The sequence below is a fragment of the Nocardia sp. CC213A genome, assembly GCF_030766805.1.
In the GTDB taxonomy this organism is placed as follows: domain Bacteria; phylum Actinomycetota; class Actinomycetes; order Mycobacteriales; family Mycobacteriaceae; genus Nocardia; species Nocardia otitidiscaviarum.
In genome coordinates this window covers 1-20,282 of sequence record NZ_JASFXA010000039.1, presented here as the reverse complement: position 1 = coordinate 20,282, position 20,282 = coordinate 1, and the positions used below count along the sequence as shown (strand labels likewise).

Below are 20,282 nucleotides of genomic sequence, written 5' to 3'. Positions count from 1 at the left end.
GCCCGCCGCCGCCAGCGCCCGCCACGCCTGGGTGACGGTGGCCGGGGAGACCTTCAGCTCCCGCGCCACCTCGCGCACGGTGGGCAGCCGGGTGCCGGGCGACAGCGCGCCGGAGCGGATGCGGCCGCCGACGGTGGCGGCGATACCGGCGGCGGTGCGGTCGTGGACGCCCGCGAACAACCCGTCGCCAGCCGGGTCGGGTGCGGTCGTGTCGAGCGGGCCGAGTTCGGTTGTCACAGCGTCATTCTGCGATGGCGACCCGTGCGCGAACACGGCCACCCCGAGGATTTACGGTCACGAAACTGTTTCCGTCATTCTGTAACACAGCGGAATTGGTTCTCGGTGCAGTATCACAAAGCATGGCAATCGTTCGAGCAGCGCTGGTCCAGACCAACTGGACCGGCGACAAAGAGTCCATGATCAAGGCGCACGAGGACTACGCCCGGCAGGCCGCCGCGGCGGGAGCGAAGGTGATCTGCTTCCAGGAGTTGTTCTACGGGCCGTACTTCTGCCAGCTCCAGGACACCAAGTTCTACGACTACGCCGAATCGGTGCCCGGCCCCACGGTGGACCGGTTCGCGGCGCTGGCGGCCGAACTCGGCATGGTGATGGTGCTGCCGGTGTACGAGCAGGAGCAGCCCGGCCTGCTGTACAACACCGCGGCCGTCATCGACGCCGACGGCCGCTACCTCGGCAAATACCGCAAGCACCACATCCCGCACGTGAACGGGTTCTGGGAGAAGTTCTATTTCCGGCCGGGCAATCTGGGCTGGCCGGTCTTCGACACCGCCGTCGGCCGGGTGGGCGTGTACATCTGCTACGACCGGCACTTCCCGGAAGGCTGGCGGGCGCTGGGCCTGGCCGGCGCGGAGATCGTGTTCAATCCGTCGGCCACCTCCCGCGGGCTGTCCGGCTACCTGTGGAAGCTGGAGCAGCCCGCCTCCGCCGTCGCCAACGAGTACTTCGTCGGCGCGATCAACCGCGTCGGCATCGAGGCCGACTACGGTGACGACGACTTCTACGGCACCAGCTACTTCGTCGATCCCGAGGGCAAGTTCGTGGGCGAGGTGGCCTCCGACGCCGCCCCGGAACTGGTGGTCCGCGATCTCGACCTGGACCTGATCAAGGTGGTGCGCGACCGCTGGGCCTTCTACCGCGACCGCCGCCCGGACGCCTACGGACCGCTGGTGCAGCCATGAGCCGAATCCTCATCCAGGGCGGAACGGTGGTGTCGGCCACCGGTTCTCAGCCCCTCGACGTCCTGATCGACGGCGAAACCATCGTCGCCGTCCTGCAACCCGGCGCCACCGTCCTCGGCGACGTGGCGGCCAGCGCCCAGATCATCGACGCCACCGGGAAATATGTGATTCCCGGCGGCGTGGACGCGCACACCCACATGCAGCTGCCCTTCGGCGGCACCGAGGCATCCGACACCTTCGAGACCGGCACTCGGGCCGCGGCCTGGGGCGGCACCACCACCATCGTGGACTTCGCCGTCCAGAAACCCGGTGAGACGGTGCAGGACACCCTCGCGCTGTGGCACGACAAGGCGGCCGGGCGGTGCGCCGTCGACTACGGCTTCCACCAGATCGTCGGTGACGTGAACGCCGAATCCCTGAAGGGCATGGCGGAATTGGTGTCAGAGGGGGTGACCAGCTTCAAGCTGTTCATGGCCTATCCGGGCGTGTTCTACTCCGACGACGGCCGCATCCTGCGCGCCATGCAGCGCAGTGCCGAACTCGGCGCACTGCTCATGATGCACGCCGAGAACGGCATCGCCATCGACGTGCTGGTCGAACAGTCGCTCCAGCGCGGTGACACCGCACCGTACTTCCACGGCACCTCGCGGCCGTGGCAGCTGGAGGAGGAGGCCACCCACCGCGCCATCATGCTGGCCCAGGTCACCGGCGCACCGCTGTACGTGGTGCACGTGTCGGCCAAACAGGCTCTCGAGCAGATCGCCGCCGCACGCGGCAACGGACAGAACGTTTTCGGCGAGACCTGCCCGCAGTACCTGTACCTGTCGCTCGAGGAACAGTTGGGCGCACCGGGTTTCGAGGGTGCGAAATGGGTGTGCTCGACGCCGTTGCGGTCGCGGGCGGAGGGGCATCAGGACGAGCTGTGGCGCTATATCCGCACCGGTGACGTCACCTCGGTCGCCACCGACCACTGCCCGTTCTGCATGAAGGATCAGAAGGAACTCGGACTCGGCGACTTCTCCAAGATCCCCAACGGCATCGGCGGCGTCGAACACCGGATGGACCTGATGTTCCAGGGCGTCAAGGACGGTCGCATCTCCCTCGAGCGCTGGGTGGACGTCTGCTGCACCACCCCGGCCCGCATGTTCGGCATGTACCCGCGCAAGGGCGTCATCGCTCCGGGCGCGGACGCCGACATCGTGCTCTACGACCCGAACGGCCACACCAGCATCGGGGTGGGCAAGACCCACCACATGAACATGGACCATTCGGCCTACGAGGGTTTCGAGGTCGACGGCCATGTGGACACGGTGCTCTCGCGCGGCCGGGTGATCGTCGACAACGGCGACTATCTGGGCCGGGCGGGCCACGGCCGGTTCGTGAAACGCGAACTCTCCCAGAACCTCATCTGATCCGGAACGGAGTGTGCCCCATGGACATCGGTGTGGTACTGCAATGCACACCGCCCGCGTCACGAGTGGTGGAACTGGCGAGAATCGCGGAGACGCACGGCTTCTCGCACGTGTGGACCTTCGACTCGCATCTGCTGTGGCAGGAACCCTACGTCATCTACAGCCAGATCCTCGCCGCCACCCGCAAAGTCGTGGTCGGGCCGATGGTGACCAATCCGTCCACCCGGGACTGGACGGTCACCGCCTCGACCTTCGCCACGCTCAACGATATGTTCGGCAACCGCACCGTCTGCGGGATCGGGCGCGGCGACTCCGCCGTGCGCACCCTCGGCGGCAAGCCCGCCACCCTGGCGACCCTGCGCGAATCCATCGGCGTCATCCGGGAATTGGGCAACGGTCGCAGTGCCCGGGTGGGGGAGACCATGGTGCGGTTCCCGTGGGCGCACGCCTCCCGACTGCCGGTCTGGGTGGCCGGATACGGGCCGCGCGCACTGGATCTCACCGGCGAGGTGGCCGACGGATTCATCCTGCAACTCGCCGATCCGGATATCACCGCCTGGACCGTCGCCCGGGTGCGCGCCGCCGCCGAACGCGCCGGACGTGATCCGAAGGAGGTGACCATCTGCGTGGCCGCGCCCGCCTACGTCACCGACGGATCGGAGGCGGCCATGAAACACGCTCGGGAGCAATGCCGTTGGTTCGGCGGCATGGTCGGCAACCATGTGGCCGACATCGTCGCCAAGTACGGCGCGGACAGTGAGGTGCCCGCCGCGCTCACCGAGTACATCGCCGGTCGCCAGGGCTACGACTACAACCAGCACGGGCGCGCCGGAAATACGCACGCCGACTTCGTGCCGGACGCCATCGTGGACCGGTTCTGCCTGCTCGGCACCCCCGACGAGCACGTGGTGCGATTGCGGGAGCTGGAGGCGCTGGGCGTGGACCAGTTCGCCGTCTACCTCCAGCACGACGCCAAGACCGCCACCCTCGACGCCTACGGGGAGTCGATCGTGCCGCGGCTGGCGCAACCGATCGTGGCGACGGCGAGTACGCCGTGACCGCGCTACCGGAGGGCGGTCGCACCGCGGCGGCCGCCCAGCGAGTCGTGCGCCCACCGCGCCGGCGTGGGATCGGGACCGGCCGGTCGGCGAACGGATCACGCTGGGGCGTGGTGCTGTACCCGCTCGCCGCCTTCGTGCTGGTGGCCGCGGTCTGGGAACTGGTGAAGGCGATCGTGCCGGCCGATGGGGTGAGCATCGGCGAGCAGCGCGTGCTGCCGCGCACCACCGATGCGGCGCTGCCGCACACCTGGTCGGTGCTGACCGTGCTGGCCGAACCCGACGGCACCGGCACCGTGGGTGAAACCCTGTTGCGCACCGCCGGTTTCACCTTCGTCTTGGCCCTGCTGGCGCTGCTGCTCGGCACCGTGGTCGGCGTCGCGCTGGCTGTGCTCATGCAGCGCTTCGGCTGGGTGGAGCGCGGACTGCTGCCGTATGTGGTGCTGTCGCAGACGGTTCCGCTCATCGCACTGGCCCCGCTGGTCGCCGGGTGGGGCGGCAAGATCGCCATCGCCGGGCGGCCCTGGCAGCCCTGGATGAGCATTGTGGTCATCGCCGCCTACCTGGTGTTCTTCCCGGTCGCCGTCGGGATGCTGCGCGGCCTGCAATCGCCGTCGCGGGCGGCGGTGGAGCTGCTGCACAGCTATGCAGCGGGGTGGTGGGCGACCCTGCTGCGGCTGCGGCTGCCCGCCGCCGTCCCGCATCTGCTGCCCGCGCTGCGGCTGGCGGGTGCGGCGGCGGTGATCGGCGCGGTGGTGGCCGAGATCTCCACCGGCACCGCGGGCGGCATCGGCCGCCAGATCATCGTCTTCTCCCAGCAGTCCACCGGTGACGCCGCGCGCCTGTACGCGGCGGTGCTGGCCGCCGCCCTGCTCGGCGTCGCGGTCGCCGCGCTGGTGGCGCTCATGGAAGCGGCGCTGCGTCGCTACAGCCGCCCGGCCGGGGGCGGTCGCTCGTCAGGAGGTACCCGTTGACCGTCGAACCATCCACCGCCGCTGTCGACACGGCGGTGCCACAGTCCCATCCACCCGATCGACCGGACGCCGCCGTCGCACTGTCGGAGGTCGGCAAGGTCTACTCGGCCGGTGCGGTCACCGCGCTGGCGGACGTCTCGCTCACCGTCGCGGCCGGGGAATTCGTCTCCCTCATCGGACCGTCCGGGTGCGGCAAGTCCACCCTGCTGCGCATCATCGCCGACCTGGAAGATCCCACCGGCGGCACCGTCACGGTGCACGGCAAGACGGCCCGGCGGGCGCGGCTGGACCAGGACTACGGCATCGCCTTCCAACAGGCGGGCCTGCTCGACTGGCGCACCGTCCAGGAGAATGTGGAACTGCCGCTGGAGCTGCACCGCGTGCCCAAACGCGAACGCCGCGAGCGCAGTGCCGAACTCCTCGAGATGGCCGGTCTCGGCGACTTCGCCCGCCGCTACCCGGCCGAACTGTCCGGCGGCATGCAGCAGCGCGTCGCCATCGCCCGCGCCCTGGCCCGCAAACCGCCGCTGCTGCTCATGGACGAACCCTTCGGCGCGCTCGACGAGATGACCCGGGAACGCATGCAGGGCGAACTGCTGCGCATCGCCGGGGAGACCGGTGCGGCGGTCGTCTTCGTCACCCACTCCATTCCGGAGGCGGTGTACCTGTCCGACCGGGTGGTGGTCATGTCGCCGCGCCCCGGCCGCATCACCGACGTGCTGGACACCGGCGGCACCGGCGTCGAATCCGAGGATGTCGACGTGCGGGCGACGGAACCGTTCTTCGAGGCGGTGGCCGCCGTGCGCGCGGCGCTGCACGACGGGCACGCGGGACGGGAGCGGTGATGCGCACCTGGCTGCCGCCGCTGCTGGTGGGCGTGGCGATCCTGGGACTGTGGCAGGTGCTCACGGTCGCCGCCGGGGTGCCGTCGTTCCTGCTGCCCGCGCCGAGCGCCATTGCGGAAGCGTTCGGGGACAATCGATCCGGCATCGTCGACGCTACCGTCGCCACCGGCCGCAATGCCCTCATCGGGCTGCTGGTCGGCATCGCGGCGGGCATCGCCGCGGCCATCGTGGCGGTGCGGTTCCGGGTCGTCGACGGCCTGCTCGGACCGCTGGCCGCCGCGGCGGCCGCCGTCCCCATCGTGGCGCTGGCCCCGCTGCTGAACTCGCTGTACTCCAGCACCACCGACCTGCCGCGCCGGATGGTGGCCGCCATCGTGGTGTTCTTCCCGGTGTACGTCAGCACGGTGAAGGGGCTGCGGCAGGCCCCGCGCGTGCACGTGGACCTGATGACCTCCTATGCCGCCACCGCGTGGCAGGTCACCCGCGCCATCCGGCTGCCCGCCGCCCTCCCGCACCTGTTCACCGGATTGCGCATCGCCGCGCCCGGTGCGGTCATCGCCGCCATCATCGCCGAGTACTTCGGCGGGCTGCAGCACGGTCTGGGCAGCCGCATCATCTCCGCCGCCGCCAATACCGCCTATCCGCGGGCCTGGGCCTATGTCACCGCCGCCATGCTCCTGGGCCTGCTCTTCCTCGCCGCCGTCGTCGTCGCCGAACAACTCACCCGCCGACCCCGCACCATCAGTTGGAGATCGAAATGAGAAGTACCGTAAAGAAATTGCGCACGTGTCTGGCCGTGGTGGCGGTCGGGCTGGCGGCGCTGACCGGTTGCGGCACCACCGAGGGCGGCACCACCACGACGGCCGACGGACTCACCAAGGTGCGGTTGCAGTTGCAGTGGTTCAAGCAGGGGCAGTTCGCGGGCTACCTCGCCGCCGTGGACCAGGGCTTCTACCGGGACCAGGGGCTCGACGTCGACATCCTGGACGGCGGCACCGATATCGTGCCGCAGACCGTGCTCGCCCAGGGCCAGGCCGACTTCGCCGTGGCCTGGGTGCCCAAGGCGCTCGCCTCCCGCGAGGCCGGGGCCGGAATCACCGAGGTGGCGCAGATCTTCCAGCGCTCGGGCACCAAACAGGTGGCCTTCGCCTCCGCCGGTATCGACGGCCCCGCCGACCTGCGCGGCAAGACCGTCGGAAACTGGGGCTACGGCAACGAGTTCGAACTCTTCGCCGGAATGACCAAGGCCGGACTCGACCCGGCCGCGGATGTGCGCCTGGTCCAGCAGCAGTTCGATATGAACGCCTTCCTCGCCGGGGATATCGCCGCCGCCCAGGCCATGTCCTACAACGAGTACGCCCAGCTGCTCGAAACCAGGAACCCGGCCACCGGACAGCTCTACACCGCCGCGGATTTCACCACCATCGACTGGAACGAACAGGGCGTGGCCATGCTCCAGGACGCGGTGTGGGCCAATACCGAGCGGCTGGGTGACACCGCGTACCAGGAGCTCACCGTGAAATTCCTGGCCGCCTCGCTGCGCGGCTGGATCTTCTGCCGCGACAATGTCGACCGGTGCCGCGACATCACCGTGGCGGCGGGCAGCACCCTGGGTGCCAGCCATCAGCAGTGGCAGATCAACGAGGTCAACAAGCTCATCTGGCCCTCTCCGGACGGCATCGGCATGGTGGACGAGGACGCGTGGAACCAGACGGTCACCATCGCCCGGCAGACCCGCAACCAGGAGGGCGCGACGGTGCTCACCCGGGAGCCGGATGCCGACTCCTACACCAATGCCTACGTCACCCGGGCGCTGGACCTGCTGAAGGGTGAGGGCGTGGATATCACCGGCACCGACTACGCGCCGGTGCCGGTGGTACTGGCCGAGGGCGGACGCTAGCCGCGCGACCCGGCGTGGCCCATCCGTGGACGCGCCGGGATTCCGCGTCGTCCGGTCACCTCGCGCTGCTAGCGTCGCCGGATATGAAAGTTCAACTGCGGCACAGCCCGTCGTCGACGATCGCGCGCTGCTTCCTCGCCGGTGGCGAGCCCATGCGAGTGGAAAGCGGTGCCATGGTGGCACATTCGGCGGGGGTCACCCTGCAGGCCCGCGCGGAGGGCGGCATCCTCGCCGGGATCAAGCGGTCGGTGCTGGCGGGGGAGTCGTTCTTCGTGTCCACCTTCACCGCCCCGCCGGAGGGCGGCTGGGTGGATGTCGCACCCGCGTTGCCGGGGGATATGTTGCCGCTGACCATCACCCCGGACCGGCCGTTCTTCATCAATCGCGGCGGGTGGATCGCCAACGCGCACGGGGTGACCGTGGAGGCCAAGTGGGGTGGATTCGCGAACCTGTTCGGGGGTGAGGGCGGGTTCGGGCTGCGGGCGCACGGGCAGGGTGAGGTGGTGCTCGGTGTCTTCGGGGCGATCGACGTCATCGATCTCGCACCGGGGGAGCCGGTCACCATCGACACCGGACATGTGGTGGCCTACGACCTGGCCATGCGGTTCACCATCCGGCGGGCGGTGTCGGGGCGGTCCATCCAGTCCCTGACCTCCGGGGAGGGGTTCGTCTTCGATTTCACCGGACCGGGCCGGGTGCTGTTGCAGACGCGCAATCCGGGGGCCTTCTCAGCGTGGATCGGGCGGGTTACCTCGTCGAGTTGAGGGTGTGATCCAGCGCACAGTCGCGCGAAATCGCCGTCCGAAATTTGTGAATCGGTCATGCTTCAGATGTCCGACTTGGCAGAGACACACAGATGAGGAGTTACGCGTGTCCGGATCCGCTTCCGATTTCCTGGCCGAAGTGCTGATCAAGATGGTTCAGGGCCTGTTCACGGGCAGCGCCGGCGGCCAGTAGTCGCAGCCGTGACAGCCCACCGGATCGCGCGGGTCCGGTGGGCTGTCGCCGTTTCCGGGCGCGCGGGCGCTCAGCGCAGCAGATCGGGCAGCAGCACGCGAGTGTCGGGGACGAACGGCCACGCCGGATCGGTCAGCCGCTCGCGCAACCGGTCGTCGGTCCACCACCAGCCGTCGGCGACCTCCTCGGGCTGATGCCGGATCGGCCCGTCCCAGCGCACCTCGAAGGCGAACAGATGACAGCGCATGGGCCGACCGGCCCAGCCGCCGTCCCAGGACGCGCGCGTCAGCGGCCGGGGCTCCGCACCGCCGTCGAGCACGATGCCCAACTCCTCGGCCAGCTCCCGCACGGCGGTCTGCTCCGGACGCTCGCCGGGTTCCACCACTCCGCCCGCCAGGCAATCGTGCATACCGGCGAACACCGACTTGGTCTCGGTCCGGCGGTGCACGTACAACCGCGACCCGTCCCCGGAGCGCACCAGCACCCCCGCACTGGCATGCCACAGTCCCTCGGCGTACACCACGGCCCGATCCTCGGCCCCGACCTCGCGCCCCTCCGCGTCGTACAGCGCGATCATCTCCGCCATCGCGGCCCCGCCTTCTCGTCACGGCCCCGAACGAGCGAGTTCCGGCGACCCATCGCGACCGGATGAGGCTTGCCCGTCGACCGGCCGCGCATTCGCGGCGGCCGCTCACCCGGTTGCCACGCCGGACCCGCCCGCGCGGGGCCTTTCGTTCCTCTATCGGGGGACGATAGCCGGTCGAGGTGCCCCGGCCCGCGCGGGATCGCCCGCGTCGGCGCGACATCGGCGCTGGGGCCCGTTGACCGCGCTCATCGTCGCCGACCGGGGTGGCGGATGCGGTCGCGCACCCACAACCGGCTGGGCGCTCGCGTCGGCGCATTCGGATGGCGAGTCCGGAGCGGTCGGTGCGTGCGCGGCGTAGCCTCTGGGACGCAATCGCTGTCGTCGGAGAGGACGATTCCCATGCCGCTGCCACAGGCTCTGGCCAGGATCAATCGGCGAGTCACCAATCCGGTGCTGGGCGTACTGGCCCGCCGCGCACCGGGATTCGGCATCGTGGTGCACGTCGGACGCAAGTCCGGGCGCGTCTACCGCAGCCCGGTAGCGGTCTTCGACCGCGACGGCGGCTACCGTATCGCACTCACCTACGGCCGGGATGTGGACTGGCTGAAGAACATTCGCGCCGCCGGAGCCTTCGGCTTCGAGACGCGCGGACGCACCGTCATGCTCACCGATCCGGTGGTCGGCCACGATGCCACCGCGAGCTGGGCCCCGATCGGCGTCCGGCAGGCATTGGTGGCGCTGCGGGCGGAGTACTACGTCCAGGCGCGCTTGGCGGAGTGAACGGAATTCATTCTCCCGGATGACAGGGTCGCGCCCTCTCGGATGACGCGCCGACTCGATGCGCGCGGAAGGATTCCCGATATTCGCCGACCGATCATCCCAGGAGGATTCGACCGTGACCGAGGTACTGGCTCGCCCACCCGGGGTGGCGGCCGACCGACTACCACCGCTCGCCCGACGTGAGATCGCCGCTGTCGCAGCGATCTCGGCCGCGGTGCTGGCCTTCTCGACCTCGCGCTACGGCTATTTCGGCGATGAGCTGTACTTCCTGGCGGCGGGCCGGCGGCTCGCGTTCTCCTATGCGGACCAGGGACCGGTGCTGCCGGTGCTGGCCCGCCTCATGGATACCGGCGCGCCGGACTCGTACTGGGCGCTGCGGCTGCCCGCGCTGGTCCTGACCGTGCTGGCGGTCGTGCTGTGCGCCCTGCTCGCCCGCGAGTTCGGCGGTGGTCGCGCCGCGCAGCTGCTGGCGGCGGCCGGATACGCCAGCTCGCCGTTCCTGCTGTTGCAGGGTTCCATGCTCACCACCAATGCGGTGGATACCGTGCTGTGGGTGCTCATCACCTGGCTGCTGGTGCGCTGGGTGCGGATGCGCGACGACCGGCTGCTGCTGGCCGCCGCCCTGGTCACCGCCGTGGACATGCAGGTGAAGTGGCTCATTCCCATCTTCTGGCTGGCGGTGGCGGTGAGCAGCGTGGTATTCGGGCCGCGCGAGCTGGTGCGGCGGCCGGCACTGTGGCTGGGCGGCGCGCTGGTGGCGGTGAGCATGATTCCGGCGCTGCTGTGGCAGTCCCGGCACGGCTGGCCGCAGCTCGCGATGGGGCGCGTCATCGGCGAGGAACAGGATGTGTTCGGCGGCGGGCTGCTGTTCGTGCCGCTGTCGATCATGTTGGCCGGGTGGCTCGGCGTCCTGCTGCTGGGCTACGGCACCTGGTTGCTGCTGGCCCGGAAGGAGTTGCGCCCGTACCGCTTTCTCGGCGTCACGCTGATCCTGCTCTACGCCGTGTTTCTGGTCGTGGGCGGTCGGGTGTACTACACGACGGGGATGTACGCGGCCGTCATGGCCGTGGGCGCGTTCGGCTGGATCGCCGCGCTGCGGCACGGCGCCACGGTGGCGCGGCGCAGCGGGATCGCGGTCACCACGGCGCTGCTCACCCTGTCGGTGCTCGTCACCCTGTGGGCGACACCGTGGCGGGCGCCACGGGATATCGAACCCCCGGCGGATACGGCCGCGGCCGCCGTGGACATCGGCACCTACGGGTCCTTCGGCTGGCCCGAACTCACCGCCGCCGTGACCGCCGCGTATCACGAGCTGCCACCGGAGCAGCGCGCGCACGCCGCCGTCGTCACCGAAAGCTATTGGCAGGCCAGCGCCTTGGACCAGCTCGGGAACCGCGCGGAGCTGCCGCCGATCCACAGTCCCAGCCGAGGCTGGGGCTACTTCGGGCAGCCGTCCCCGGACACGACCGTCGTGCTGCTGGTCGGCGGTGACGATCCGGAGATGCGGGATCATTTCGATCGCGCGGAAGCGGTCGGCACGGTGGATGTCCGGCTAGGGTTCCCCGGCGGCACCCGCGACGTGGTCATCTGGAAGTACACCGGGCCGAAGCAGCCGTGGTCACGGCTGTGGCCGGAATGGACGCACCTGTAGCACAACCGGATTCAGGCCGAATTGCCGAACCGCTCGACGGGGGTGCGCGGGCGCATGCCCGCACCCCGCTCGGCGCGGTCGAGGGCGTCGGCGGCCTCGGGGAGATGGGTCAGGATCTCCGCGCGCAGCGCACCCCCGGCACCGAGCTGGCACAGCACGCCCGCCGTGGCGGCGATGGTGCGACCCACCGGAGTGAGCGCGGGCGGCGCCGTCAACTGCCTGCTGACATTGGACAGGCTCAGAACGGTGATGCGCAGGACCTGCTCACGCAGCCACGGCGTGGTCATGCGCACCGTATCGGCGCGGAACAGGGTACGAATGGGGTCGACGAGTTCGCTGAACGCCACGGCGTCGAAGCCACCGCCGGGCGGGACGAATCCGTACTGCCGCAGGGCCCGCTCCAGATCGTCCGGTCCGCCGTTGAACACCGCGTCGGCGATATCGCCCACCAGCGCCGGGAAATCGGCCGGAACGGGGGAGCAGGCGCCGTAGTCGACCACGCCGAGCCGCCCGTCGCGCAGCACGCGGAAATTGCCCGGATGCGGGTCGGTGTACAGCAATCCGGTGCGCACGATGCTGGAGACGACGAAGCGCAGCACCAGCCTGCCGACCCGGTCGCGCTCCGCGGGCGAACCCGACACCAGCAACCGCTGCAGCGGAATCCCGTCCACCCATTCCGATATCAGCACATCGCCCTGCTGATGCACCACGTGCGGTACCGCGAAATCCGGGTCGTCGGCATAGGCGGCGGCGAAGACGCGCTGGGTCCGCGCCTCGCGCTCGTAGTCGAGTTCCTCGTGGATGCAGGCGGCCAGCGCGTCGTTGAGGGCGCGCACATCCGCCCCCGGCAGCAGGACCGAGGTCAGCGGGGCCATGCGGCGCAGGTGTTCGAGATCGTGCCGGACGGCCTCGCGCGCACCCGGATACATGATCTTCACGGCGACTCGGCGGCCGTCGTGCCAGCGCGCCCGGTGCACCTGCCCGACCGAGGCCGCGGCGCAAGCGCGGGTCTCGAATTCGGTGAAGGCCCGCCGCCAGTTCGGCCCCAGGTGCGCGGCCATCACGTCGGTGACCGCACGCGGCAGCATGGCGGGCGCCGAGTCCTGCAGGCGGCTGAGCGCCTCCCGGTAGGGCGCGCCGAGATCGGGCGGCAGGGCGAGTTCGTAGAGCGCCAGGATCTGCCCGAATTTGGCCGCGCAGCCCTTGAGTTCGCCGAGCACCTCGAACATGTGCTGGGCGGTGCGGGCCTGGATGTCGAGTTCGACGGCACGGGCCGGTTCGCCGAAGGCGCGTCGCCCCACCCCTGTCACGCGGCGACCCGCGTAGGCGAGGGGCAGGGCCGCGAGTTTGGCATTGCGGACCGCCGACCGGGTCGGCGGCTCACCGCTGGGATCGGCTGGGGTGCGCCGGGACAGCCGACGCAGTCCCCCCGGTCGCGGATCGGGCATCTCTGACCTCCGATGATCGACTGCCTCAGTGTGGCATGACCGGCGGTCGGAGGACAGTGCCCGAACCCGTCGACGACCAAGGTTGGCGACTATTGCCCGGGACGGCCGCGATGGTGGCGCGGGCGCGGCGACCGGACGCGCCACCATCGGAGGTGCTCCGGGCTCAGTGGGTGAACGCCGCCGCCGGTGCCAGCGGGAGCACCAGGCTCGACGGCCGCACGGCATCCCGGTGGATCTGCTGCGAGGTGCCCAGCAGGCGCGGCAGATCCGTCGGAATCGGAATGGTGGACGGGAACGTACCGCTGGTGATGCGCAGGCGCAGCGCATGACCCGGTTCCAGGCGGTGGAAGGCCGGGCGCAGTTTGATCTCCATCCGGGTCACCTCGCCGGGAACCAGCAGCTGCTCGGTCTCCTTGGTGAGCACATGCTCCGGCGCGTAGATCGTGCCGTCCGGTCCGCGCCAGGTCTTGTCCTCGTTCAGGGTGCGCTGACTGGCCAGCTGCGAGCCGCCGGTGATGTTGACGACGGTGCCGTCCGGAGCCACATCGTCGAGCCACACCTGGAACGCCGCATCGGTTCCGGTGGAGGACGCGTAGAGGGTGACGCTCGCCGGTCCGGCCAGCACGGTCGCCTCGGTCACCGGATCGGTGGTGTACTTCAGCCCCGCCGTCGGTTCCTGCACCCACTCCGTGCACGGGTTGTAGGCGTTGAACACCCGGAACAGGAAGTCGAGCAGGCCGCCGGTGTACTGGGCCAGGCTCTGCCGGTTGCAGATGTTGTCGATGCCGGTGTAGTCCAGTCGATCCGAGGCGTCGGCGACGGTCGGCGCTCGCGCGGTGAGCCGGTCGCCGTCGAACCAGCGCTGCTCGATGGTCGCCTGTTCGAACGGATAGCGGGCGGTGTCGGCGGCATTGTTGTTCGCGTCGATGACGTGCAGCGGCGTCTCGGTCTCGTCGATGCCGTTGGGAATGTCCTTGAGCCACCGGTCGAACCAGGCCAGGGTGATCATGTTGGTATCGAGCCGCGACCCCGGTCCGACGCCCAGCCCCACGTGATACCAGGGGCCCATGAGCAACTGGTAGCGGCCGTCGGCGCGCTGGTCGGGAGCCATGGGCGCGAACTGGTCACGGCCAGCGGCCAGATTCTGCAACTGCGCGTAATTGCGCAGCGGCCCTTCCTGATACAGATCCCAGAAGCCGCCCACCTGGTACATGGCGATGCCCTTGTCCACCAGATTGTGCATCTCGGTCTCGAAGCGGCGCTCCTGCCACCAGGCGGTGTCGTAGGCCAGCGGCCCGCCCGCGTACGCCTCGATGAGCAGTTTGATGGTGCTGTCGGAGGAGACCAGCGCCTGCAGGTGGTCGACCAGTGCAGGAATGAACTGCTGCGGTGACACCACGGCCGTCAGGAACGGGCCGATCAGGCTCAGATACGGCACCAGCAACGAGATGGCGGTGAGCAGGATGGGGCTCATCATGCCGTCGTGACCGAGCACCTCGTTGAAGATGTTGTTCGGCATCGCCATGGGCACAATGGCTTTCAGTGGCGAATCCGGTCCCACCGACTGGGCGGTGCGCAGTGCGGTGAGCGCCGGGAACGAGTACCCGTACATGCCCACCTTGCCGTTGGACCCGGGCAGGTTCGCCGCCCAGTCCACCAGCTGCGCGCCGTCCAGGCCGTCCTGTTTCGATGCCGGATTCCATGCGCCGGTGGAGCCGCCGGTGCCGCGCACATCGGCGACCACCTCGATATAGCCGCGCCGCACCAGCACATCCTGGGCGCTGGTGGCCTGGTTGATCACCCGGCGCACATCGCGCAACTGATCGGGCAGCGGGATCTGGAACTGGTCGATCACGCCGGTGAGGGCGGCGGTGAGGGCACTGGTCAACGCGCCGTAGGTGGTGACGTTGAGCACCACCGGGAACTCGCCGTCGGCGCGCTGCCCGGTGGCCGGATCGGTGGGGTAGCGCACCTCGGCCTGGATCCGCGTGCCGTCGGCGAGCGGCACCACATGGCCCAATTCGTAACCGACACCGTACTTCTCGGGGGTCGGCTGATAGCCGTCGGGGAGTCCGAAGTTCGCCGGTGCGGTCGGCACCGGGCCCGCGGCGGGCACCGTCGCGGCCGGTGGCGCCAGGGTCACCGTCACGGCGACGGCGGTCAGGCACGCGGCGGCGAGGGTGACGAGACGGCCGCCCCTGCGCGGCCGGATCGAAATTCTCAAGGGTCTACCTCTGCGGAAGTCGGGAGGTCGCCGCGCGGTGCGGGCACACCCGGTACCGGAGACCTCTTCGTCGGATTCAGCACACCGCACAGTTCCCGGTCGCTGCTACCGGCAATAACCAAGAGCGGGGCTGGTCGGTTTGTGCAATCGGCCGAACTCACTCGGCCCGGGGCCACACCGAGCGGCGGCCGTCGGGTCGCCGAAGCTCAGGGCGCGAAGTCCGCGGCCTCGAGTCGGCGGGCGATGCGGGCGGCCGACAGCGTCATGGCGTCGGTCGGGCGGTGCGGGTCCAGGCCGGTGAGCTCGTGGACGCGGGCCAGCCGGTAGGTCACCGTATTGCGGTGGATATTGAGCATGCGGGCGGTGGCCAGTTGGTTGAAGCCGCTGTCCACGAACACTTCCAGGGTTTCGGCGAGCAGCGGCTGCGGATCCAGCGGAGCCAGCACGGCGGCCAGCCCGGGCCGGGCCGGGCCGCTGGTGGCGATGGTGTACTCGAACAGCAACTGCCCGCGCCGACACAGGGTGTCGGCGCGCTCGAGGCAGCGGCCCAGTTCGGCGAGGGTGCGGGCCTCGGCGGCGGCATCGGGGATGTTCGCGCGCTGGGTGGCGGCGGCGACACCCACCCAGAACGGAGCCGGGCGGCCCGGTGGGCGCACCGGCAGCCGGGTGGTCAGGGCGGCGGCGGTGGCGGTGCCGTCGTCGCCGGGCCGCAGCGGCAGCAGTGCGGTCCAGCCGCCGCTGTCCAGGCGCAGGAACACGCCCGGGATGGCCTCGATGCGGTGCCGCAGTTCGCCGGTCTCGGCGGAGCGGCCCGAACCCAGCCGGAACACGGCGATCAGGAAGGAGTCCGGCACCGTGATGGCGGGTTCGTCGGCCCACTCCACCGGATCGCGGCCGGTGAGCAACGCGTCGGCGATGGCGCGGCGGCGCTCCAGCAGCTCCCAGCGGGGATCGCTGACCCGGTGCACGCAGGCCGTGGCGATGCGGCCGGTCACCAGGGTGATGTATTGCAGCAGCGGCAGCGCGGCATCGAGCAGCAGTTCCCGCTCGGCGTCCGGGGCGGCGGCCCGCACTTTGGAGAAGATGTACTCCGCACCGATGCGGTAGCGATCGAGCACCTCTTCGAGGGGTTCACCGTCGCGGACCCGGCCCACGCCGATCTCGACCACTTCCCGGGTGTCGTCCTCGCTGGGCAGCCGGCCGCTGCGCAGGAAGTCGAAGAAGAGGTCGATATTGAGTTTGGCGCCGCGTTCGAGCCCGTCGGCCACCAGCGGTGCGGGCAGGGTGCGATACGGCGGCAGCGCGGCCGTCGTATCGTCCCGGAACGCGGTCGCGCGCCGGTACAGGTCCTCCAGCGCCCGGTCCCGGGTCAGCGGGGGCATGGCTGTTCCGCGTTCATCTCGGGTACCGCCTTCATGTCGTGTACAGCGATTCGATGGTAGCGGCGTACTGAGTAGCTATTGGTTTGCGGCGTAGCTTTCCGGTCGCCGTGAGGCAGTCGCTGCCCGGGGTCCACACCTCCGGGAGCACCGCGAAGCGTTTGATCTGCTCCACGCGGGAGAGCTTCTCGTTCGCCGCGTCGATGCCCTCTTGCAGGGATTTCCGCACCAGCGGGTGCTGGGACAGGGCGGCCACGTCGCGATCGGGTAGCTGATGGCGTTCGGCGAAGGCGGCGGCCAGATCGGGGTCCAGGCAGATGAGCGCGGTGTTGTAGTGGCGGGCCTCGCCGATGACGACCACCGTGCCCGCCAGCGGACAGTTCTCGGTGACGGTGTTCTCGATATTGGTGGGCGACATGTTCTTGCCCGCCGCGCTGATGATGAGCTCCTTCTTGCGGTCGACGATGCGCAGGTAGCCGTCGCCGTCGAAGCTGCCGATATCGCCGGTGTGCAGCCAGCCGTCGGCGTCGACGGTCTCGGCGGTCTTCTCCGGGGCCTTGCGGTAGCCGCGCATGACATTGCGCCCGCGCACCAGCACCTCACCGTCGGCGGCGATCCGCACCTCGGTGTCGGGCAGCGGCAGGCCGACCGTGCCGATCTTGATGCGCTCGGGCCGGGAGATCGTCGCCCCTGCGGTGCACTCGGTCATGCCGTAGCCCTCGCACAGCGGCAGGCCCAGACCCAGGAAGAACTCGTGGGTGTCGGGCGGGATGGGCGCGGAGCCGGTGACCGCGACCCGCACCTTGTCCAGGCCCAGTCGCTCCCGGATGGCGGCGAGCACCAGACGATCGGCCACGCGGTGGGCCACGGCGTCCAGGGCGCTCGGGGTGCGGCCGTCGGAGACGGCTTGGGCGCGGGCACGGCCGGTGCGGATCGCCCACTCCACCAGCTTGCGCTTGGGCAGCGGCTCGGCCGAGAAACGTTCCTCCAGAGCGGCTTTCACCTTGACCCAGACTCGCGGCACCCCCAGGAACACCGACGGGTGCACCTCTGCGAGGGCCTCGGCGACCTGCTTCAGATCCGGCACGGTGGTGATCTGGCCGCCGGTCAGCATGGACAGGTAGTGCGCGAACCAGCGGTTGGCGGCGTGCGCGTCCGGCAGATACGACACCACCCGGTCGTCGGGGCCACCGCCGCCGAATTCGTCGATGACGCGGGCGTTCTCGATGAAGTTGGTGTGGGTGAGTTCCACGCCCTTGGGCGGGCCGGTGGTGCCGGAGGTGTAGACGATGGTCAGCAGGTCCTCGGGATCGACCGCGCGCCAGGCGGATTCGAAATCGAAGTCCGCGCGGTGGGCGGCCTCCACCGCGGACAGCGCGATGGTGCCCGCCGGAGCGCCGTCCACGCAGATCACGTGCTCGACCCGAATACCCTGCGTGGCCGCCTTCGCCACCGCCTCCAGCACGGTGGGCGCGAACTGCTCCTCGCAGATCACGGCCTTGTTCTCGGCATTGCCGAACTGGTAGACGAGCAGATCCACCGGATTGGTGTTGTACACGGAGAACGGGGTCGCGCCGGTGTGCAGTACGGCGGTGTCGCACAGATGGAACTCGGGCCGGTTGGTCATCATGAGCGCCACCGTGTCGCCGCGTCCGATGCCCAGCGCCGCCAGGCCCGACGCGATCGCACGCACTCTGTCCCCGTATTCGCGCCAGGTGAGCGACACCCCGCCGCCGAGGGTGCGCAGCGCCACCGCGTCGGGATACGCGGCGACCACCGACTGGAACGCCTCACAAAGGGTGCGCGGCGCGCCGCTGCCCGCGATTGACGATGAACTCACGACCTACCTCTGGTTATTTCCTGGTCGAGGCCACAGCTGACCTCGATTATGTGTTCCAGGACACCCCATGTGAGACGGTCGCGGTACCGCCAACCGGGCAGTTGCCGACGGGTCGGTTTGTGCATAATGCCCAAATCGGCGGCGGGGTGGGCGGTGGCGCGGTCCGATCCGGCCGTCAACCACCGTGGACGCCAATGATCTTGCGCCGCAAGCGGTTTCGGGTACACGGGCCGGGTCGGAGCCGTATCGTGGGAGATTGCACGGGTGCCGCGAGAATTTGAGGAGCCAGCGGTGATCACTCCCACGACCAGCGGAATTCTGGACTTCATCAGTGCCGAGAATGTCGAATACGTCGATATCCGCTTCTGTGACGTACCGGGGGTGCAGCAGCACTTCTCGATTCCGGCCGCCATGTTCGGCGAGGAACTGGTGGAGAACGGGGTCGCCTTCGACGGGTCGTCGGTGCGCGGATTCCAGGCCATCCACGAATCCGACATGCTGCTGCTGCCCGATCTGCGCACCGCGCAACTCGACCCCTTCCGGGCCGCCAAGACGTTGAATCTGGACTGCTTCGTCCACGATCCGCACACCCGTGAGGCGTACAGTCGCGATCCGCGCAATGTGGCGCGCAAGGCGGAGGAGTATCTGCGCAGCACCGCCATCGCCGACACCGCGTATTTCGGGCCGGAGGCGGAGTTCTACATCTTCGACTCGGTGCGTTACGACACCACCATGAACGGGGCCTTCTACGAGGTGGATTCGGCGTCGGCGGATTGGAACACCGGCGCGAAGTACAACGCGGACGGCACTCTCAACCGCGGTTACAAGGTGCGGCCCAAGGGCGGCTATTTCCCGGTCGCGCCCTACGACCACGATGTGGATCTGCGCGACCACATGTGCGGGAATCTGCAACGCGCCGGATTCGAACTGGAGAAGGGGCACCACGAGGTCGGCACCGCCGGACAGGCCGAGATCAACTACAAATTCAATACCCTGCTGGCCGCCGCCGACGACCTCCAGCACTACAAGTACATCGTGAAGAACACCGCCTGGGCGCACGGCAAGACGGTCACCTTCATGCCGAAGCCGCTCTTCGGTGACAACGGCTCCGGCATGCACGTGCACCAGTCACTCTGGAAGGACGGCACCCCGCTGTTCTACGACGAGGCCGGATACGCCGGACTCTCGGACCTGGCGCGCCATTACATCGGTGGCCTGCTGCACCACGCGCCCTCACTGCTGGCCTTCACGAACCCCACCGTGAACTCCTACAAACGCCTGGTCCCCGGCTTCGAGGCCCCCGTCAATCTGGTGTATTCGCAGCGCAATCGCTCCGCCGCGGTCCGTATCCCGGTCACCGGAGCCAGCGCCAGCGCCAAACGCCTCGAATTCCGCTGCCCCGACTCCTCCGGCAACCCCTACCTCTCCTTCGCCGCCATGATGATGGCCGGACTCGACGGCATCATGAACAAAATCGAACCCGCTCTCCCCATCGACAAAGACCTCTACGAACTCACCCCCGAGGAATCCGCCGAGGTAACCCAAACCCCACCCAGCCTCGAAGCCGTCATCGACCGTCTCGAAGCCGACCACGACTACCTCACCCAAGGAAATGTCTTCACCGAAGACCTCATCGACACCTGGATCCGCCTGAAGCGCTACACCGAAATAGCCGAAATCAACGTACGGCCACACCCGTTCGAATTCGATTTGTATTTCGACGTGTGAGTTTGCTCGGTTTGTCCGGAAAATGCTTTGGGTCCGGTTGGTTAACTGAAGATTTCGATACCACATGGCTATTGCTGGTCTGTGGCAATGGATTTCGCGGTAGAATTGGTGCATGATTCCGGAGGGGGAAACGCGAGGCGGTGATACCGCGGCCGATCTGTCGGCGGCGATGGACGCCCTGCTCGCGACCGATCTCACCGGACTGTCCGACACCGCTCTCGTGGACGTCATGCGGGAGGTGGAATCCGTCCGTTGTCGGATGGCGGCACTGTCGCACCGCATGATCGCCGAAGTCGAATCC

At 69.0% G+C, this 20,282-nt stretch carries 18 protein-coding genes; 12 read left to right on the top strand and 6 right to left on the bottom strand.

All coding sequences use genetic code 11. From position 1 onward, the window contains the following. Positions 1-237, bottom strand: a 237-nt coding sequence (locus tag QJS31_RS37075) for a GntR family transcriptional regulator (protein WP_306359010.1), incomplete at its 3' end; no start/stop codon positions are given. 122 nt (positions 238-359) lie between these two features. Here QJS31_RS37075 and QJS31_RS37070 point away from each other — a divergent pair. From QJS31_RS37070 to QJS31_RS37035, 8 genes are all read left to right on the top strand, one after another. Then, entirely contained in the window at positions 360-1,199 is an 840-nt protein-coding gene (locus QJS31_RS37070) for a nitrilase-related carbon-nitrogen hydrolase (RefSeq protein ID WP_306359009.1), read from the top strand. Beyond that, the gene (gene hydA, locus QJS31_RS37065) at positions 1,196-2,611 is read left to right on the top strand and encodes a dihydropyrimidinase (protein ID WP_306359008.1); all 1,416 of its coding nucleotides are present in this window, start codon (positions 1,196-1,198) and stop codon (positions 2,609-2,611) included. Before QJS31_RS37070 ends, hydA begins: the two co-directional genes overlap by 4 nt. A gap of 20 nt (positions 2,612-2,631) precedes the next feature. After that, positions 2,632-3,669: a TIGR03842 family LLM class F420-dependent oxidoreductase gene (locus QJS31_RS37060; RefSeq protein WP_306359007.1), complete on the top strand. Its 1,038-nt coding sequence runs from the start codon at positions 2,632-2,634 to the stop codon at positions 3,667-3,669. 110 nt (positions 3,670-3,779) lie between these two features. Continuing rightward, positions 3,780-4,643, top strand: coding sequence for an ABC transporter permease (locus tag QJS31_RS37055; RefSeq protein WP_306359006.1), 864 nt, complete (start codon positions 3,780-3,782; stop codon positions 4,641-4,643). Then, entirely contained in the window at positions 4,640-5,488 is an 849-nt protein-coding gene (locus QJS31_RS37050; RefSeq protein ID WP_306359005.1) for an ABC transporter ATP-binding protein, read from the top strand. The genes QJS31_RS37055 and QJS31_RS37050 overlap by 4 nt, the downstream gene beginning before the upstream one ends. Then, positions 5,488-6,249: an ABC transporter permease gene (locus QJS31_RS37045; protein ID WP_306359004.1), complete on the top strand. Its 762-nt coding sequence runs from the start codon at positions 5,488-5,490 to the stop codon at positions 6,247-6,249. Before QJS31_RS37050 ends, QJS31_RS37045 begins: the two co-directional genes overlap by 1 nt. Beyond that, positions 6,246-7,388: an ABC transporter substrate-binding protein gene (locus QJS31_RS37040; protein ID WP_306359003.1), complete on the top strand. Its 1,143-nt coding sequence runs from the start codon at positions 6,246-6,248 to the stop codon at positions 7,386-7,388. The genes QJS31_RS37045 and QJS31_RS37040 overlap by 4 nt, the downstream gene beginning before the upstream one ends. Before the next feature lie 83 nt (positions 7,389-7,471). Then, positions 7,472-8,152, top strand: coding sequence for a TIGR00266 family protein (locus QJS31_RS37035; protein WP_282784191.1), 681 nt, complete (start codon positions 7,472-7,474; stop codon positions 8,150-8,152). A 263-nt stretch (positions 8,153-8,415) separates the two neighbouring features. Here the strand turns inward: QJS31_RS37035 and QJS31_RS37030 are convergent, their stop codons facing one another. Then, a complete protein-coding gene (locus tag QJS31_RS37030) occupies positions 8,416-8,931 on the bottom strand; it encodes an NUDIX domain-containing protein (protein ID WP_306359002.1) in 516 nt (171 codons plus the stop codon). Between the two features lie 399 nt (positions 8,932-9,330). Between QJS31_RS37030 and QJS31_RS37025 the strand changes: the two genes are divergently transcribed. Together QJS31_RS37025 and QJS31_RS37020 are read left to right on the top strand one after the other, a co-directional pair. Next, positions 9,331-9,711 carry a nitroreductase family deazaflavin-dependent oxidoreductase gene (locus QJS31_RS37025; protein WP_306359001.1) on the top strand — a complete coding sequence of 127 codons (381 nt, stop codon included), beginning with the start codon at positions 9,331-9,333 and terminating at the stop codon, positions 9,709-9,711. 115 nt (positions 9,712-9,826) lie between these two features. After that, positions 9,827-11,362, top strand: a complete 1,536-nt coding sequence (locus tag QJS31_RS37020; protein ID WP_282784195.1) for a glycosyltransferase family 39 protein — start codon at positions 9,827-9,829, stop codon at positions 11,360-11,362. Between the two features lie 11 nt (positions 11,363-11,373). Here the strand turns inward: QJS31_RS37020 and QJS31_RS37015 are convergent, their stop codons facing one another. The 4 genes from QJS31_RS37015 to QJS31_RS37000 all read right to left on the bottom strand — a co-directional run bounded on the left by QJS31_RS37015 (position 11,374) and on the right by QJS31_RS37000 (position 18,253). Continuing rightward, entirely contained in the window at positions 11,374-12,810 is a 1,437-nt protein-coding gene (locus tag QJS31_RS37015; RefSeq protein WP_306359000.1) for an AarF/ABC1/UbiB kinase family protein, read from the bottom strand. Between the two features lie 163 nt (positions 12,811-12,973). Next, positions 12,974-15,034: a CocE/NonD family hydrolase gene (locus QJS31_RS37010; RefSeq protein WP_282784199.1), complete on the bottom strand. Its 2,061-nt coding sequence runs from the start codon at positions 15,032-15,034 to the stop codon at positions 12,974-12,976. A 206-nt stretch (positions 15,035-15,240) separates the two neighbouring features. Next, on the bottom strand, positions 15,241-16,416 hold the full coding sequence (locus QJS31_RS37005) for a CdaR family transcriptional regulator (protein WP_306358999.1): 1,176 nt from the start codon (positions 16,414-16,416) through the stop codon (positions 15,241-15,243). Positions 16,417-16,447: 31 nt separating this feature from the next. Next, on the bottom strand, positions 16,448-18,253 hold the full coding sequence (locus QJS31_RS37000) for a long-chain fatty acid--CoA ligase (protein ID WP_306358998.1): 1,806 nt from the start codon (positions 18,251-18,253) through the stop codon (positions 16,448-16,450). A gap of 291 nt (positions 18,254-18,544) precedes the next feature. Here QJS31_RS37000 and glnA point away from each other — a divergent pair, with 291 nt between their 5' ends. Both glnA and QJS31_RS36990 read left to right on the top strand, forming a co-directional pair. Beyond that, entirely contained in the window at positions 18,545-19,981 is a 1,437-nt protein-coding gene (glnA, locus tag QJS31_RS36995) for a type I glutamate--ammonia ligase (protein WP_143980805.1), read from the top strand. A gap of 112 nt (positions 19,982-20,093) precedes the next feature. Beyond that, the coding region (locus tag QJS31_RS36990) for a hypothetical protein (RefSeq protein ID WP_372341845.1) at positions 20,094-20,282 on the top strand (189 nt) is incomplete at its 3' end.

Coding starts and splice junctions, on each gene's coding strand:
- QJS31_RS37030 (WP_306359002.1), bottom strand. CDS start 8,931: ATGGCGGAGATGATCGCGCTGTACGACGCGGAGGGGCGCGAGGTCGGG.
- hydA (WP_306359008.1), top strand. CDS start 1,196: ATGAGCCGAATCCTCATCCAGGGCGGAACGGTGGTGTCGGCCACCGGT.
- QJS31_RS37070 (WP_306359009.1), top strand. CDS start 360: ATGGCAATCGTTCGAGCAGCGCTGGTCCAGACCAACTGGACCGGCGAC.
- QJS31_RS37045 (WP_306359004.1), top strand. CDS start 5,488: ATGCGCACCTGGCTGCCGCCGCTGCTGGTGGGCGTGGCGATCCTGGGA.
- QJS31_RS37040 (WP_306359003.1), top strand. CDS start 6,246: ATGAGAAGTACCGTAAAGAAATTGCGCACGTGTCTGGCCGTGGTGGCG.
- QJS31_RS37015 (WP_306359000.1), bottom strand. CDS start 12,810: ATGCCCGATCCGCGACCGGGGGGACTGCGTCGGCTGTCCCGGCGCACC.
- QJS31_RS37005 (WP_306358999.1), bottom strand. CDS start 16,416: ATGCCCCCGCTGACCCGGGACCGGGCGCTGGAGGACCTGTACCGGCGC.
- QJS31_RS37025 (WP_306359001.1), top strand. CDS start 9,331: ATGCCGCTGCCACAGGCTCTGGCCAGGATCAATCGGCGAGTCACCAAT.
- QJS31_RS37060 (WP_306359007.1), top strand. CDS start 2,632: ATGGACATCGGTGTGGTACTGCAATGCACACCGCCCGCGTCACGAGTG.
- QJS31_RS37035 (WP_282784191.1), top strand. CDS start 7,472: ATGAAAGTTCAACTGCGGCACAGCCCGTCGTCGACGATCGCGCGCTGC.